Annotated in this window: 15 protein-coding genes; 3 read left to right on the forward strand and 12 right to left on the reverse strand. The window is 48.7% G+C overall.

Annotation, left to right across the window (positions count from 1 at the left end; translation table 11 throughout):
- Window positions 1-5: 5 nt before the first annotated feature.
- The 5 genes from EHV08_RS07130 to EHV08_RS07150 form a co-directional block, all read right to left on the reverse strand.
- A complete protein-coding gene (locus EHV08_RS07130) occupies window positions 6-317 on the reverse strand; it encodes a DUF4134 domain-containing protein (RefSeq protein WP_009016663.1) in 312 nt (103 codons plus the stop codon).
- Window positions 318-519: 202 nt separating this feature from the next.
- Complete coding sequence (locus EHV08_RS07135) at window positions 520-1,254, reverse strand: hypothetical protein (RefSeq protein WP_007366514.1); 735 nt, start codon at window positions 1,252-1,254, stop codon at window positions 520-522.
- A gap of 20 nt (window positions 1,255-1,274) precedes the next feature.
- Window positions 1,275-1,622 (reverse strand): DUF3408 domain-containing protein, encoded by a 348-nt coding sequence (locus EHV08_RS07140; protein ID WP_028899187.1) that lies wholly within the window; start codon window positions 1,620-1,622, stop codon window positions 1,275-1,277.
- 2 nt (window positions 1,623-1,624) lie between these two features.
- Entirely contained in the window at window positions 1,625-2,065 is a 441-nt protein-coding gene (locus tag EHV08_RS07145; RefSeq protein WP_007366516.1) for a DUF3408 domain-containing protein, read from the reverse strand.
- Window positions 2,066-2,067: 2 nt separating this feature from the next.
- Window positions 2,068-3,117, reverse strand: a complete 1,050-nt coding sequence (locus EHV08_RS07150; protein WP_007366517.1) for a ParA family protein — start codon at window positions 3,115-3,117, stop codon at window positions 2,068-2,070.
- 422 nt (window positions 3,118-3,539) lie between these two features.
- On the opposite strand from EHV08_RS07150, the gene mobA reads away from it, so the two are divergent.
- The 3 genes from mobA to mobC are packed head-to-tail and all read left to right on the forward strand — an operon-like array spanning window position 3,540 to window position 7,235.
- Window positions 3,540-3,965 carry a conjugal transfer protein MobA gene (gene mobA, locus EHV08_RS07160; RefSeq protein WP_005944180.1) on the forward strand — a complete coding sequence of 142 codons (426 nt, stop codon included), beginning with the start codon at window positions 3,540-3,542 and terminating at the stop codon, window positions 3,963-3,965.
- Complete coding sequence (gene mobB, locus EHV08_RS07165) at window positions 3,944-5,194, forward strand: conjugal transfer protein MobB (protein ID WP_007366518.1); 1,251 nt, start codon at window positions 3,944-3,946, stop codon at window positions 5,192-5,194. Before mobA ends, mobB begins: the two co-directional genes overlap by 22 nt.
- 31 nt (window positions 5,195-5,225) lie before the next feature.
- Window positions 5,226-7,235, forward strand: a complete 2,010-nt coding sequence (gene mobC / locus EHV08_RS07170; protein ID WP_007366519.1) for a conjugal transfer protein MobC — start codon at window positions 5,226-5,228, stop codon at window positions 7,233-7,235.
- 41 nt (window positions 7,236-7,276) lie between these two features.
- Here mobC and EHV08_RS07175 read toward each other — a convergent pair whose 3' ends face one another.
- The 7 genes from EHV08_RS07175 to tet form a co-directional block, all read right to left on the reverse strand.
- Complete coding sequence (locus EHV08_RS07175; RefSeq protein WP_007366520.1) at window positions 7,277-7,669, reverse strand: hypothetical protein; 393 nt, start codon at window positions 7,667-7,669, stop codon at window positions 7,277-7,279.
- Window positions 7,662-9,125: a Fic family protein gene (locus tag EHV08_RS07180; RefSeq protein WP_007366521.1), complete on the reverse strand. Its 1,464-nt coding sequence runs from the start codon at window positions 9,123-9,125 to the stop codon at window positions 7,662-7,664. The genes EHV08_RS07175 and EHV08_RS07180 overlap by 8 nt, the downstream gene beginning before the upstream one ends.
- Before the next feature lie 150 nt (window positions 9,126-9,275).
- On the reverse strand, window positions 9,276-9,893 hold the full coding sequence (locus tag EHV08_RS07185; protein WP_007366522.1) for an RteC domain-containing protein: 618 nt from the start codon (window positions 9,891-9,893) through the stop codon (window positions 9,276-9,278).
- Window positions 9,894-10,104: 211 nt separating this feature from the next.
- Window positions 10,105-10,518 carry a dihydrofolate reductase family protein gene (locus EHV08_RS07190; RefSeq protein ID WP_007366523.1) on the reverse strand — a complete coding sequence of 138 codons (414 nt, stop codon included), beginning with the start codon at window positions 10,516-10,518 and terminating at the stop codon, window positions 10,105-10,107.
- A gap of 281 nt (window positions 10,519-10,799) precedes the next feature.
- Window positions 10,800-12,122 carry a sigma-54-dependent transcriptional regulator gene (locus EHV08_RS07195; protein WP_007366524.1) on the reverse strand — a complete coding sequence of 441 codons (1,323 nt, stop codon included), beginning with the start codon at window positions 12,120-12,122 and terminating at the stop codon, window positions 10,800-10,802.
- Window positions 12,115-14,433 (reverse strand): hybrid sensor histidine kinase/response regulator, encoded by a 2,319-nt coding sequence (locus EHV08_RS07200; RefSeq protein ID WP_007366525.1) that lies wholly within the window; start codon window positions 14,431-14,433, stop codon window positions 12,115-12,117. Before EHV08_RS07200 ends, EHV08_RS07195 begins: the two co-directional genes overlap by 8 nt.
- Entirely contained in the window at window positions 14,433-16,358 is a 1,926-nt protein-coding gene (gene tet / locus EHV08_RS07205; RefSeq protein WP_007366526.1) for a tetracycline resistance ribosomal protection protein, read from the reverse strand. The genes EHV08_RS07200 and tet overlap by 1 nt, the downstream gene beginning before the upstream one ends.
- Between the last annotated feature and the right edge of the window lie 136 nt (window positions 16,359-16,494).

Here is a 16,494-nt window from a genome sequence, read left to right on the forward strand (position 1 = left end):
GTTTATTAAAGGAAGAATGAGCGCAGGATGGTGGCGGCGACAATCAGGAAGATGCACGCCCCGAACCACGAGGCGGCAGTCTTGGATGTGTCGGGATCGCCGGACGAGAATTTCCCATACACTTTCACGCCCCCGATAAGCCCGACTACCGCGCCGATGGCGTAGATGAGTTTCGTGCCGGGGTCGAAGTACGAACTCACCATAGAGGTGGCTTCGTTGATGCCCGCGATGCCGTTTCCCTGCGCGAAGGCGGAGGCGGTTGCGGCAACCAGAAGTGCCGCAGAGAGGATAAGTTTCTGTCTGTTGTTCTTGTTCATAAACTGTTCTTGTTTTGTGCCGTCCAAAGGGTGGATGGTCCTTTGTCGGGCGGTTGATACTCGATTACTTTACTTTGGTTTAGTGGGTTGCCCGTTTGTTTCTACGGACTTGGGTGTGTCCGTTGCGAATTGGCTGTACCTTGTACCGCCGTGCGCGTGGGTGATGCCGTCTTACGTTTTCATTCTCATTCTTTTTTAGTCGTTATACATAGTTGCGGATGTCGAAGTTCTCAATACTGTCCGGGACGACAAAATCCTTTTTCGGTTTATTCTTCTTCAGCCGGATTTCGATAAGTCCCTTGATGCGGATGCTCATTTCAGACGAGCCGGTCATCAGCTTCTCGTACAGCTCCGTCCCTTCCATGTCGGTGAAGACCTTTGCCGCCCGCTCCCGTTCCGTCGTTGTCGCTTCCGGGTTCTTGGCGGTTCTGACCGCATCGTCTATCTCGTCGAAACTGCTTCCCGATGCCCTCGGCGCGTCGGGCGTTTCTTCCTCCGGCTCGTCCTCCCCGAACTCCAGTTCCGAAGGCGTGAGGCTCGTGAAGGTTTCGTCGAGTTTATCCTCCGGGACTTGTGCGGGACGGGACACGGTTTCCGTGTTTCCGTCGTCAAAAGTAGTCTCTTCCTCCGTCAGCTCAATGCCTTTTTCCGAAGTGGCGGCTTCTTGCGTCGGTATGGCAGCGGTTGTCCGGGGCGATGCCATCCTGAAACGGCTCTTGCCGATGATGTCCGGGGTGTCTGCGGGCGGTGTGTCCCTTACCGTTTCGGGCTTTGCCGCCGTGCCGCCCAACGACCGCCACACTCCGGCTATGCTTCTTAGGAAGCGGACAAGTCTGGTTTCCATGATCCTGTCATAAAGGAGCAGGAACAGGAACCACAGGTTGCAGCCGACCGATACGGTCAGCAGAATATCAGTCATGCTTATTGTTTCACTCATGCACGTTCTCTTTTTGAGGGTTAAAATACTGCGTCGTAATTCTGGGCGTAAAGGCTCTTTATCGCCTCCTCGCACTGGTTGAAGTGGTGCGTAAGCACATGGTCGATGTAGGCGGACAGCGACAATTTGTCATGCCCGATCACACGGGTGATGCGCATGATGCGGTCGTGGTACTCCGGACGCACATACGCCATCTTTCCCTCGCGTGCCTTCACTTCGGCTTCACGGATGAACAGCCGTTCATAGTCCTTTTCACCGCATTTGCCGCCTAACGGCACGGGGGATAGGATTTCCACACTCGCCTGCACTTGGGCAAGCATACCGCCGCCGTCATGCTGCGGACTTCTGTTTTTCTGGTTCTTTTCCATATTCAAATCAAGTCTTCACGTTGTTTCTTGTACAGTTCGTTTATTTTCTCCTTGTGCTGTTCCAGATGTTGGCGCAGCACGGTGTCCACGTAGCCGCCTACCGAGATTTCACGCCCGGCGATGTCGTTCACGATTTTGAGAATCTTGCTGTGGACATCGCGGCTGATATAGACGCACTGGCGCGTCTTTATCTCGTTGCGGCGGAGGAACAGCCCGGAATAGTCGTCCTCCTGCCGTTTGCGGCGGACAGTGTCCCTCTGCGGTTTTTCCTTTGCCGTGTATTGCGCGGGCGGCGGTTCCGTTTCAGGGACGCTTTTTTCTTCGGGAGCAGGCGCGGGCGGCTCCTGCGCGTGGTACAGGGTCCCGTCCTGCCTGCGTCTGCCGATGGAGGCTATCAACAGTTCCTCGTCAATGCCTTCGGTGTTCACTTTCCTGCTGCCCATGATTATTGAGGTCTGATGATACGGCTTATCTCTTCCGAGAACTCACGGATGCCGCTCCCTTTCAGCAGGGACGCATCCATCGGGAAGATGGTCGAGCGGAACACGCTCTTGCGCTCTTCCGAGAGGTCGCGCCGGAACTTCTTGCTGTCGGGCAGGCGGGTGGACAGCACCGGCAGCCCCATCTCGGCGATCACATCCTCATACAGGTCGTAAAGCCCGTTCTTCTCCCTGCCGTCCACCATCGTCCAGAACAGGTACAGCCCTTTTGTTTTCGCCTGTCCCGTCGTCATGAGGTTGTCACGGAACATCACAGCGAATTGCAGGGTGCTTTCCACGACAAAACGGTCGGCACTCATGGGCGCGAAGATGTAGTCCATCTGCGAGAGGGTCTTGACCACGCCGTTGCTTTTCAGGGTTCCCGGCATGTCGAAAAACACGATGTCGGGTTTCACCTCTTCTTCGGCAAGCATCCTTTCGGCATCATCGAGGGCGTTAAGGGCGTCGCTTGCGATGACCGGGTAGGCGTTCTTCCTTATCTTGCGGAAGTGGTCACACGCGAGTGCCTTGAAATAGAGGCTCCCGCCGATAAGTCCCGTTTCACGTTCACGCAACCCGTGTATGCTGTGCTGCGGGGTGTCGCAGTCTATGACTGCGACATTGTGTCCTTTCACGTTGTGGAGGTAGTTGGCGGCAAGTGCCGTGACGGTGGATTTGCCGATACCCCCTTTCTGTGTTGCGAATGCAACGAATGTTTCATTACTCATGGTTCTGTTGGTTTTAATGGTTGATGAATTGTTTTCCTGCTCCGATACGGAATCGGTGACATGTATATCCGCGTCCGCGAATCTCTGACTGTCCGGTTCGTCACGTATCCGCTTCAACGGTGGGGCAGGGATTCGGATAACTGATGAATGACGACATTGCGTCATGAAGTCATTGAATCCGTGAATCACCGCGTCATTGTAAAACCGGGTATCCGAAGGTTCGGGTATCCGGTCAGGCAAATAGCCGCCGAAGCGGTTTGCCGGGTATTTGAAAGCCTCATTTTTCATATCTTCAAATCGTTCGTTTCTTGAATCATGCTGCAAATAAACAAGGATATTTTTGAACCTGTATCACTTCCCCGACAAGTGGCGGCATGTTGCGCCGGTTGGCACTGATTGTCCGGGTCAAGCCTCTGTCCGATACCGCTTTAAGGGCGTAACTTTGCACCCGAACGGCAGGGTTCGCCGCAGGTGGCGCAGCCCGGAGTTTGAAAGGCATTCCCCCAATCCGGCCCCGACGGATTTTTATGTTCGCCTGAACATAGCAAGATGTCTTTTCAGCCGCTCAAAACGTTTTGAGCAGCCACGAAAAGCACTTGCCCTTGCAGGGGGCGGGCTTCCTCTCCGAAGTCGGGAAGCTTTTCAAACCTGCGGTGTCTGTGACCCCAAGCGGCGGCTTATGCCGTCCATCCGCTAAATCCAAAGTTTATATGAAAGAGAAAAGAAACAAGACCGGGAGAAATCCCAAACTTGATCCGGCGGTATTCCGCTACACCGTCCGTTTCAACGAGGAGGAACACAACCGTTTCCTCGCCATGTTCGAGAAGTCGGGCGTTTACGCCAAGTCGGTTTTCATCAAGGCGCACTTCTTCGGGCAGCCGTTCAGGGTGCTGAAAGTGGACAGGACGCTGGTGGATTACTACACCAGACTGTCCGATTTCCATGCGCAGTTCCGCGCGGTAGGCACGAACTACAACCAAGTCGTGAAGGAACTCAGGCTGCATTTTTCCGAGAAAAAGGCAATGGCGTTGCTCTACAAGCTGGAGCAACAGACCGTCGAACTCGTGAAACTGAGCCGTCAGATTGTGGAACTTTCAAGGGAAATGGAGGCGAAATGGTCGCAAAAATCAGTGTAGGAAAGTCGCTGTACGGCGCACTTGCCTACAACGGGGAAAAGATCAACGAGGCGAAAGGGCGTCTGCTCACCACCAACCGCATCTACAATGACGGCACGGGGACGGTGGACATACGCAAGGCGATGGAGGGTTTTCTCGCCTGTATGCCGGAGCATACGAGGGTGGAGAAACCGGTACTCCATATCTCGCTCAACCCGCATCCCGACGATGTGCTGACCGATACGGAATTGCAGGACATCGCACGCGAGTATCTGGAAAAACTCGGCTACGGGGACCAGCCGTATCTTATTGTAAAGCACGAGGACATAGACCGCCACCACCTGCACATCGTGACAATCAATGTGGACGAGAAAGGCAGGCGGCTCAATCAGGATTTCCTTTTCCGCCGCAGCGACCGCATCCGGCGGGAACTGGAACAAAAGTACGGGCTGCACCCGGCGGAACGTAAGAATCAACGGATAGAGAACCCTCTGCGAAAGGTGGACGCTTCGGCGGGCGACGTGAAAAGGCAGGTCGGGAATACCGTCAAGGCTCTGAGTGGACAGTACCGTTTCCAGACGATGGGCGAATATCGCGCCCTCCTTTCCTTATATAATATGACGGTGGAGGAAGCGCGGGGAAACGTGTGCGGGCGTGAGTATCACGGGCTGGTCTATTCCGTCACCGATGATGCCGGGAACAAGACGGGCAACCCGTTCAAGTCCTCGCTTTTCGGGAAGTCCGCAGGCTATGAAGCCGTGCAGAAGAAGTTTGCCCGTTCCAAGCAGGAGATTAAGGACCGGAAACTCGCCGACATGACAAAACGCACCGTCCTTTCCGTGCTTGAAGGCACGTATGACAAGGAGAAGTTCGTTTCGCGGCTCAGGGAGAAGGGTATCGACACCGTGCTGCGCTACACGGAGGAAGGGCGCATCTACGGAGCCACGTTTATCGACCATCGCACGGGCTGCGTGCTGAACGGCTCGCGCATGGGCAAGGAACTTTCCGCCAACGCTTTGCAGGAACACTTCACGCTGCCTTATGCCGGACAGCCACCGATTCCGCTTTCCGTTCCGGTGGAAACAGTAGAGGATATGCGCGAACAGACAGCATCCGACCACGAGAACACGGCGGGAGGTATCGGTCTGCTCACTCCCGAAGGTCCGGCTGTGGATGCCGAGGAGGAAGCCTTTATCCGGGCGATGCAGCGCAAGAAGAAAAAGAAAAGGCGCAAGGGTTTGGGAATGTAATCGAGGTATCAACATCAAAATTTTTCAATCTATGTCACAACAAGAAGACGATTTGAGGGCATTGGCGAAAATCATGGATTTTCTGCGTGCCGTGAGTATTATTTTAGTGGTCATGAACGTGTACTGGTTCTGCTATGAAGCCATACGGCTCTGGAGCGTGGACATCGGCGTGGTGGACAGAATCCTGATGAATTTCAACCGCACGGCGGGGCTGTTCCGTTCCATCCTCTACACGAAACTGTTTGCCGTCCTCCTCCTTGCCCTGTCCTGTCTGGGAACGAAGGGCGTCAAGGGAGAGAAAATTACTTGGGGACGGATCTGGACGGCTCTTGCCGCAGGGTTCGTACTGTTCTTCCTCAACTGGTGGATACTGGCGTTGCCGCTACCGGTTGAAGCGGTGACGGGGCTTTACGTGCTGACCGTAGGCACGGGCTATGTATGCCTGCTGATGGGCGGTCTGTGGATGAGCCGCCTGTTGAAACACAACCTCATGGATGACGTGTTCAACAACGAGAACGAGAGCTTCATGCAGGAAACACGGCTCATCGAAAGCGAGTATTCGGTCAATCTGCCCACCCGCTTTTATTACAGGAAACGTTGGAACAACGGCTGGATTAACGTAGTGAATCCCTTCAGGGCTTCCATCGTATTGGGTACGCCGGGCAGCGGAAAGTCATACGCGGTGGTAAACAATTTTATCAAGCAGCAGATTGAGAAGGGCTTCTCGATGTATGTTTACGACTTCAAATTCAGCGACTTGTCCACGATAGCCTATAATCATCTGCTCAACCACCCGGAGGGATACAAGGTGAAGCCGAAGTTCTACGTGATAAACTTCGATGACCCGCGACGCTCGCACCGTTGCAATCCCATTCACCCGGACTTCATGGAGGATATTACGGACGCTTACGAAAGCGCGTACACCATCATGCTCAACTTAAACAAGAGTTGGGTGCAGAAGCAGGGCGACTTCTTTGTGGAATCGCCCATCATCCTCTTCGCGGCTATCATCTGGTATCTTAAAATTTTCCAAAATGGCAAGTATTGCACGTTCCCCCATGCCATCGAGTTCCTGAACCGCCGTTACGAGGATATCTTCCCGATACTGACATCTTACCCGGAATTGGAGAACTATCTCTCACCGTTCATGGACGCGTGGCTCGGAGGGGCTGCCGAGCAGTTGATGGGGCAGATTGCATCGGCGAAAATCCCGCTGTCACGCATGATTTCCCCGCAGCTCTATTGGGTGATGTCGGACAGTGAGTTCACGCTGGACATCAACAATCCCAAAGAGCCGAAAATACTCTGCGTGGGCAACAATCCGGACCGTCAGAACATTTACGGGGCGGCTCTCGGTCTGTATAATTCCCGTATCGTGAAGCTCATCAACAAGAAAGGGATGTTGAAGTCGTCAGTTATCATCGACGAGCTTCCGACGATATATTTCAAGGGGCTGGACAACCTTATCGCCACCGCACGAAGCAACAAGGTTGCCGTATGTCTGGGATTTCAGGATTTCAGCCAGTTGGTGCGTGACTACGGGGACAAGGAGGCGAAAGTGGTGATGAACACCGTCGGCAATATTTTCTCCGGTCAGGTGGTGGGCGAAACCGCCAAGACGCTCTCGGAACGGTTCGGAAAGGTGTTGCAGAAACGGCAGTCCATTTCCATCAACAGGCAGGATGTTTCCACCTCCATCAACACGCAGATGGACGCGCTTATCCCGCCGAGCAAGATTTCCGGCTTGACGCAGGGAATGTTTGTCGGTTCGGTGTCCGACAACTTCAACGAACGTATAGAACAGAAGATTTTCCACTGTGAGATTGTCGTGGATGCCGAGAAGGTCAAGCGCGAGGAGAAAGCCTACAAGCCGATACCCGTAATTACTGACTTCACGGACGAGGATGGCAAAGACTGCATGAAGGAAACAGTGCAGGCGAATTACAGGCGTATCAAGGAGGAGGTGAAACAGATTGTCGCCGACGAGCTGGAACGCATCGCGGGTGACGAAAATCTGAAACATCTGTTGCAGCAGAAATAGTATATCCGTTTATATATGGAAAATCCGTAGCCGACGACCGGTTACGGATTTTTATTTTCAGATTGGAGATGCTTGTTGATGGTGGTAATGACAAGCATGAGCAGATAGTTTTTCAGTTCTGTATCATCTTTTAGTAGTATGCTGTATTCTTCGGCGAAGATTCTCAACAGTCGGATTCTGAGTTTCGACATTTCCTCACCGAAAGGTATCTGCCGGTTTTCTTTCCAATACTCTATTGTTATAGAAGACGCCAACCATTTGAACTCCGCTTTCATTTCCTTGCGGAGTTTCTTGAAACGGGTTTGCTCGGTGACAGGCGGGTCATTGTATGGCATCATATCAACCGGGTCATAAATGGATATGCAACCGATGCCGTAATCCATGATTACAGGCAAGTCTGCATCTGAATCTTTCTTATGTTTCTTCTTAGCCATCCTTCCTGTTGCCTTTTGACAAAATGATTTTTCCAGCTTCAGTAAGCCTGTATTTTTGGTTGCGGTGCTTGGGATTTTCCGGATGGGTTTGTTCGACAAGTCCCTCTCTCAATGCAGGATTTAGGTAACTGGTAAGGAAATTATCACGTCCCCTCAAAGATAAACGCTCCATGATTTCTTTCAACGGCAAAATATCATTTCCCAAAGCTGATACAAGCGACATTACTTGTCCTGCTACTTGTCCTGCTACTTGTCCTGTTTCTTGTCCTGTTTCTTGTCCTGCCACCTTATATCTGAAGACAAGTTTCACTTCATTGGTTGTTATTTGATATTCAGGCTCCGGCAAATTAACCTTTTGACATTCTTCTATTATGAGATTTATGCCGCGTCCCCAGCTCTCCAATACTTTTCGCACATAAAGCGTGTCTGCAATTAAAGGATTATGGGGCTTTGAACCATGTTCGGATTTGATTTTATTCATATCCCATTCGGACGGAAACGAACCGGGATTCTCTATTTCAACACGGTCATCATAGATGGCTATGGCTACCGAACCTCCAATATCACGGTAACTCCTGTGACATAGGGAGTTGATTACAGCTTCTCGTATAGCCTTATGCGGTATTTCCAAATGTTCCTCACGCTCCAATGCGTCCGTTGTTCCGGATAATGAAAGATGTCTGAACACAAAAGCCATTGCCTCGTCAAGCAGATGGAACAAGTTCCCGTGTACCCGTTTGTTGTCTATAAATACGGTTTTGTCTGTACCTCTGAATCGGGCAAGTCGCAGCAAGTTCTGCGGATAATGTACCAGTTTCTTTTTGGCGAACAATACGGCGGCTGCATTTTTAAGTACACCGCCTTCAAGAAGATTCAGTTTTTCAAGTATGATAGGAACTTCGTCACCTGTCGATTCGGGTAAACGTCCGTACTCTATTCCTAAACGTACCGTCTTGTGGATTTCCTCTTCATCCAAATCCGTAATCTTCAAATCGGTATTCGGGTAGGTTTCCCAGCTATGCCAGACTTTTTCATGCTGCAAAAGAAGTTCATTATACTTTGATTGTGGCATCGTTGTGGTCGCACTTTCCACCCGCATATATGGTCTTCCTTTATAGCAGAACGGACGGTTGAGCCTTGAATCTTCAACACGAAAAACAATTACTTTCTTCTCACTGTCCGGCAGCGGTGCATAAGATATTTGTACCATTGCCACAGGCTCCAACCGGTTGATCGCGTCCGCTATATCCCTCTTGGTCTTGTCGCTCACGTCTTGTCCGATGATTTTTTCCTTGTCGGTAACACCGAACAATACCGTGCCGCCTTCTCCGTTAAGGAAAGCGCAAAGCGTTTCCATGCCACGCTCCAACTGTCCGGTGGTTTCCTTGAACTCCACCCGTCCGCATTCTTTTTCGGCTATCAGCCGTTTTACTATGTCGAGGTTGTCTATGCTCATATACAATTCTGTAAGGTGGGTACAAAGATAGTGCTTTTCGCTGGTTTTCGGGCGAATAGATAACGAAATGTATCTGCACGGCAGGTACAAAACCTACAAAAAATCAGAGAGTGGCATAACGTCACCCCCTGATTCATCATTGGTACAGGATTATTTTCTCAAACGTTCCATTTCCTCGTCGCGGAGCATCTTCTCGTTCAGTTTCTCCTGCATCCTGTCAAGGAAGTAGGTGCGGCTTTCGTTCTTCCGTCGTTTGATGTCGATATAGAAGCGGTAGCAGTCCTTTGATTCGACACCGAAAATCTTGTAGAGGAGCGGGGCGAGCTGTTTGAGCGGCATGTTGCCGTTATTGATGCAGCCCATCTCGTTGATGCCGTAGATAAGTTCCACGAGGTCGATGGCGTTGCCCGTCCATTGCAGGGGTGAGGCGGGATTTTCGGTTGTGTTGTCGGAGGATGTACGGATGGGGATTAGTGGTGACACTTGGGGAGCGGCAAGGAACTTCTGCATCTTCCTAACGAAAGAGAGTGCCTTGCTGATGTAGGCTGCAACCTCCCTCTTTTCTTCGGGAAGATTGCGCACGGGATGGTGCTGCAACTCGATTTCAATGTAAGCCAGCGCGATGATGGTGCGGGTGGTGTCCACATTGCCGTTGCATAGTTCGATCACTTGCGTGGCGAAAGCCGTGTATGCCGTTTCCATATTGCAGTCCCCGGCTTCGTTTATACGGCGGAAGAACTCTGTTTCCGTCAATAAGAAATAATTCATGTCCTGTCAATTTTGAAATTTTACACTCTGTTTTTTCGGTATGCGCACATGAATATGATTGGCAAAAAGCGTGTCCATAAAATAAAAAATCCGGCACGCTCTCTGCAAGGTGCTGGATTTCAGAGTGATAATTTCGCGATTTATTTATCTGAAAGGAATTGTATTCAGCTTAAAGTGTTCATTTACTGAACATTCGTCCATTTTATGGACATCAAACGCACGCTTTATAGATATGGCGGACCACTCCGTTGCGGTACACCTTCTGTGAGGTCAGCGTCCATTGTTCCTGCGGCAAGGCGGATTGGAAGAAACGCTTTCCCGTTCCGGCAATGAAAGGAATCGTGTAAAGTATGATTTCATCCACCACACGCATACGCAGCAGCCCGTTGATGTAGTCCGCTTTTTCAGGAGTGACTTCCGCCAGATAGCAGATGTCTGTTGTGGATTTCCGCCATTCGTCAAGCATGGAGATGGAATAATCCGGTGTGATATGATAAAGGGCGTTTTCCCTTATCTCATTGATGCCGCAATCTTCAAGGCGCAGTTCCTTATACGCTTTGCAATATAACTCGGAGCTTTGACAACCGTCTATCGTGAGGACGGCAAGAATCTGTACTTTACCCATTATCGTTTCCTTTCGTTGGGCAAGGGCAAAAAAGTAGCGTGCAAATCACACTACTTTCAAGCGACGGCTCTGGTAAAGCCTTTTACGGAGAGTACGTGAATGCACGCTATGCGTAGGCATAGCATAAGCATCACGCAATCGTCTCCGTAGTGTCAATTTACCAGATTTTCGCTCGAAACGCCTTGCGGTCTTATGTTATATATAGGCGGCAAAAGGCTCTGCCAGTCGCCGTTACCTTCTAATATGTCATGCAAAGATAGCCATTTTCAGCGAATTGCGGGCTATGGTTGCTCAAATTTATACTTCAATCCATATTCTTCCAGTTTATTATAGAGTGTTGTCCTGCCTATTCCAAGCAATTCGGCAGCAACCTTCCGGTTCCCGCCAGCCTGCTTCAAAGCACGTATAATCCGCTCTTTATCTTCCTCTTCGTTGCGTAGGGAGAAGCCGACAACAGAGGTTGTTTCGGTTATTCCAAGTTCCAGATGCTCTTTCGTGACAAGTCCCGTCTGAGCCTGCAACACCGCACCCATGATTTTCTGCCGAAGTTCGCGCACGTTACCCGGCCATGAATGGATCAGTAACACTTTCCGCGCTTCGGAACTGAAGCCACTAACATTGCATTCCAATTCCTTATTGGCAATCTCACGGAAGAACTCCGCCAGCGGCATGATGTCCTCCTGACAGTCACGTAAGGGCAGAACGGTTATCTCGAAGTCATGTAGGCGGTATAACAAATCCTGTCGGAAACGCTTTTCATTGACCGCCTTTTCCAGATCCTCGTTGGTGGCGGCGATGATGCGGACGTTGAAACTGCGGTCGGACTTGTCGCCAACGGGACGGAACCGCCGTTCCTGTATGGCACGGAGTAACATCTGTTGGGTTTCCGGTGCGAGATTACCCACTTCATCCAAAAACAATGTGCCGCCTTCCGCCTCGTGGAAATAGCCTTTCTTTGTGTTTTCAGCACCAGTGAACGCTCCTTTAACGTGTCCGAAGAACGCCGATGGCGCAAGTTCTTTGGTGAGTGAGCCGCAGTCCACCGCCACGAAAGGCTTGCCTGAACGCTTGCTTTTATCGTGCAGTAGATGGGCAATATGCTCTTTGCCAGTACCGTTCTCCCCGAATATCAGTACGCTCATGTCGGTAGGAGCTACCAGCCTTATCCGGTGCATGATTTTCTGAAAGGCTGAACCGTCACGGGCAAATACGGGCATGCGGCTTCGCCCGATATTCCGCTCTTTCAGTATGGTGCGGAGCAAAGGCACGAGTTTGTCCTCCACGAGTTGCTTGGGTATGTAGTCCAGCGAACCGAGTTTCATGCTTTCAACCGCCGTATGTACTTCGGCATAGTCGGTCATGATGATGAACGGCTGCGTCATGCCTTCTTTGCGCATCCAGCGCAATAGGTCGATGCCGTCACCGTCAGGCAAACGCAAATCAGAAACTACTATATCATTGTCAGCGGCTTGTTGCAGAAGTTTCTTCGCTGTCGAGAGGTGGAAAGCCTGCACGGTACGGAATTTCTCCCGTGCCAGCAGGTTGCAGACAAACTCGCAATATACGATGTTGTCCTCCACCACGATGATTTTTGTTTTATCCATTTTCGTATTTTCTCCTTTCTTCTTTTGCCAGCCGGATTATCTCCGAACCCTTATCCAATACGGCAGTCACGGCGTTGTTCAATGCTTCATAATCGGGAACGGCACTCCCATGAAGCTGTTTATAAAGTTCCCTTAATGGTTGGTCGGCACGCAGTATCTCCCACGAACTACGTAGGTGGTGTGTCAGGGCGTCCAGTTCTTGAAAGTCTTTCCGTTGTTCCCCATCCCTGACCGACTGCATTTCCTTTTCGGTTTCCGCTATCAGTTTATCCAACATGACGGATTCATTGCCGTAAGACAGTAGGGAGGAGAAATCAGGCTTTTCATTTTGTTTACCTTTCATGGCGCACTTGTCGGAAACTTCCATCAGCTCCGATATGGAAAACGGCTTGAGAAGGCAATCAGAAAATCCACGTTCTAAAAGTTCCTCTCTGTTGCAACTGCCCGAAGCGGTTGTTACAATAATCGGAATGATCCTTGAATTGCCCACATTGGAGGTGCGTAGCAGTTCCAACAGCTCGAAGCCGTTTATATCCGGCATATTCAAATCGGTCAGAAGCAGACTGTATTCTTTCCGGCGTATCATTTCCATCAGTTCCGCCGCATTGGTACAGGTATCGCAATGTATCCCTTCTTGTGCATACATTTCTTTCAGCATTAGGAGAAGTACCTTGTCATTGTCGATGGCAACAATATCATGGAGTGTTCGGTTATGATGAATCTGTGTTTTATTTATCCGTTCCGGCAATTCCTCGGCTGACTGCATGGGTATCTCCACCGTGAAACGGCTGCCCTTGCCTTTCTCGCTCTTCAGCTGGATTGTGCCGCCGAGCATTGTCACAATGCGCTGAACAATGGAAAGACCTAATCCGAAGCCGTCCTTTGCGGCAGCGTTTGACAAACGTTCAAACGCACCGAACACACGTTGCTGTTCCTCTTCGGTCATACCCGAACCCGTATCTTTGACGATAAGTTTCAGCATACCGTTATCATACCCCATTGTCAGAGAAACGGCACCGTTCTCAGTGAACTTGATGGCGTTTGACAGCAGGTTATTTCCAATTTGTAGAATGCGTTCCTTATCGGTCAGTACAACAGCATCCGTGTGATTCGTCACAGTAAGAGCAAGTCCCTTGTTTATGGCAATTGGCATAAACTCTGATTCGAGCGTATGCGCTATTGATGAAATCCTACACGTGGAGAAATTAGGTTGTTCCTTGCCGTCGTCCAGCCGGAAGAAACTCAGAAGAGTATTAAGCATTTCACGCATACGGTCGGAGGATTGCTGAATATTTCGGATATACATCCCGGTTTTATCCGCATTGAAGTTTTTTTGTATCAGTCCGGCATAGCCCGTTATTGCAGTCAGCGGTGTGCGTAATTCATGGGTAATGGTATGTACGGCTTTCTTGCGGGAGGTTATCAGTGCCTCGTTTCGCTTTGCCATTTGTTGCAGTCGCTCGATTAAATCTGCGGTTTCCTGTTTATATCGCTTGATGCGGTTGGCATTTCGGTGTATGATGATATATGATATGACCAGTAGCAGTATAACGAACCCTGTCAAGCCCCCAATCTGAATGAACGACCGTTCCCGCATGGCTGTTATCTCGGCTTCCCGCTTTTGTAGGTCAGTTTGTACTTTCCCGTCTATTTGAACAACCAGTCCTTGCAGTTGCCTGTTAAGTTCCGCATTTCGTGCGGCAAGGCTATCGGCATGAACCGATAAGCGGCGGCTTTGCGCCTGTTGTTCGGTTCTCATATTCCGGTTAAAGGAACGGTGCATCGTGGTAGTCACAGTTGGTTTCGCTTCTTCCTTTTTGCCGAAGATGCCCAAGAAACCTTTGCGCTTGGACTTCTTGGGCTGTTCCTGCACACTCTTCTGCACGATTACAGGTACTTGACTGGTTATCTTATCGTTGATGGCTTGTTGTTGTTCAAGTATTTGAACGATTTGGCACATCTGCCGTTCCTTATCTTCGAGAAGATGGCGTACGCTGTCTATACGCTCTGCCGGATAGGTAGCTTTGAAACGGCAGAGCATACTATCCATTGCCATACGCTGTGCATGGTAATGTTCGATATCTTTATCGTTCCATTCCAGTATTGTTTCACCAAATAGAGAAAATTTTATCATTTGAATATTGATATTGTTTATCTCTTTTCGGAACTCGTCTATTTTTTTATTGTCAAGTTCTAATGCTTCTATCTCCTGCCATTCATAGAAGCTATTATATGCTATACATCCGATAAGAACGGAGATAAGTATATACCCCAACCGTATTGTCTTATAGAAATTCCTGGATCGTTCCATTATTTTGATGATACTGATTTTTCAAACATGAATAAAAGTTTATCCTTTTCTTCCATACGGGTATTATCAGAATAACCGCCTTTTGTTATTTGATACCCACACGGCTTAACCATAAAAGTGCCTAAGCCTTTAGTGTATGAACTTACTTCTGAAGCATAGTCTTTACTTGTATTTAATGGAACTTTCCCTTCAATAAGACACCACTCTTTATTACAACTGATACCTTTAATCTCAGACATCATTTTTTGCAGATCTGTAATAGCTTTGGAACTTGCTACTTGTGGTATCTGTAACTCAAAATAGAGCATCGGTTCGAGAATATCCACTCCTGATTGTTGCAAAGCCAACCTGAAGACATAAGGAGACAATTGTCTAAAATCGGCAGGGGTACTTATCGGACTATAATAAAGGGCATAAGTAAAGGTTACTTTCAAATCCGTCACTTCCCATCCATGCAATCCCGATTGGCAAGACATACGGATTCCTTCAAAAACGGCATTTTGAAAAGAATGGTTCAGATAACCAAAGGAGATTTCACTTTCGATTTGCACCCCTGACCCTATCGGTAAAGGTTCCAGAGTCAGTCCTATTGAGGCCCAGTAAGGGTTGGGAGGGACTTCGATATGGATAATCTTATTCACCTTCTTTTTAGGTCGTTCTTTGTAGATAGTCTTGATTTCATCAAAATGGGTCTTTACGGAGAATCGTTCTTCCAGCAATGTTTGTATGATTTCTTTTTGGGTTAAACCATATAACGAGATTTCCAATTCATCACTATATGAATTTATGGAAAAGGACAGAGACGGGTCTTCAATAAACAATACATTTAGAGCGGATATCAACTTGCTTCTCTCTTCGGGCTTGTCTGGTCGGACAGAAGATTTGAGGGCGGGATGCTGATGAGATAATCCTTGAATCAGACAAGGTTTAACACCTAAATAATCTCCGATTCTTAATTCTTCTATATCTTCTATAATTGCGATATCATTAGCAACCACTTCATCAACATTTATCTCTTTGCCCTGATAAATGGTTTTTAGATTTTTAATCTTGATGAATTTTTCCGAATCATTGACTTTTATAACGGTTCGAAGTCTCAGACTTCCGTCAATAATTTTTAGAAAACTTCTTTTATGCCCTTTGGGGTCATGTTCTATTTTATAAAGATAAGCTGAAAGTCTATTTGGGACTGATGCCGGAGGAAATATAAAAGAAATGATGGCGTCTAACAACTCATTGATGCCAATATTGCACATTGCTGATCCATGCAAGACCGGATAGGCTTTGGCTTTTGCCACAAGAGCGATTATCGCATTCCAATAATCTGCCGGTAAGATTTCTTTATCCGCCAAATATAGTTCTAATATATCGTCGTCATGGTTGCATACAAATTCTTTGTGTTCTGCCCTTATATCTGTTGAGGTGCAAATCGGGTAAACTACTCCATCGACAACCGTTTGCATAAACAAGACGTCTTGCGACAGATTTGTTTTTATGTCCAGATATAAACGCTCAAGATTTACGCCGGCACGATCAATCTTATTGATAAATATAATTGTCGGGATTTGCAGTTTTTGCAAAGTCTTGAACAGCAACTTTGTTTGTGCTTGTATGCCTTCCTTTGCCGATAATATGAGGACTGCTCCATCAAGCATTTTGAATGTCCGCTCCACCTCTGCAATAAAATCCATGTGTCCCGGAGTGTCAATGATATTGCATTTCACACCATTCCAAACAATAGATGTCGTAGAAGCCCGAATAGTAATTCCTCTACGTTTTTCTATATCCATAGAGTCTGTTATGGTGTCACCTTTATCAACACTGCCGCGCTTTTCCGTTGCTCCGCAGGCAAATAGCAGATTTTCGGTTACGGAAGTTTTTCCTGCATCAATGTGAGCAAGAATTCCTAAATTTATAATGTTCATTTGATTAAGCAATAATATACTACAATAGATGCATTGCCGAAACGCACCTTTTAATACCTCCTCGTAGCATGTGGAAAACTACAGGATTCTTAACTCGTATTAATATGTATATTATTACTGCCGCATAATTGAACGC

The sequence above is a fragment of the Prevotella koreensis genome (assembly GCF_003977605.1).
GTDB classification, from domain to species: domain Bacteria; phylum Bacteroidota; class Bacteroidia; order Bacteroidales; family Bacteroidaceae; genus Prevotella; species Prevotella koreensis.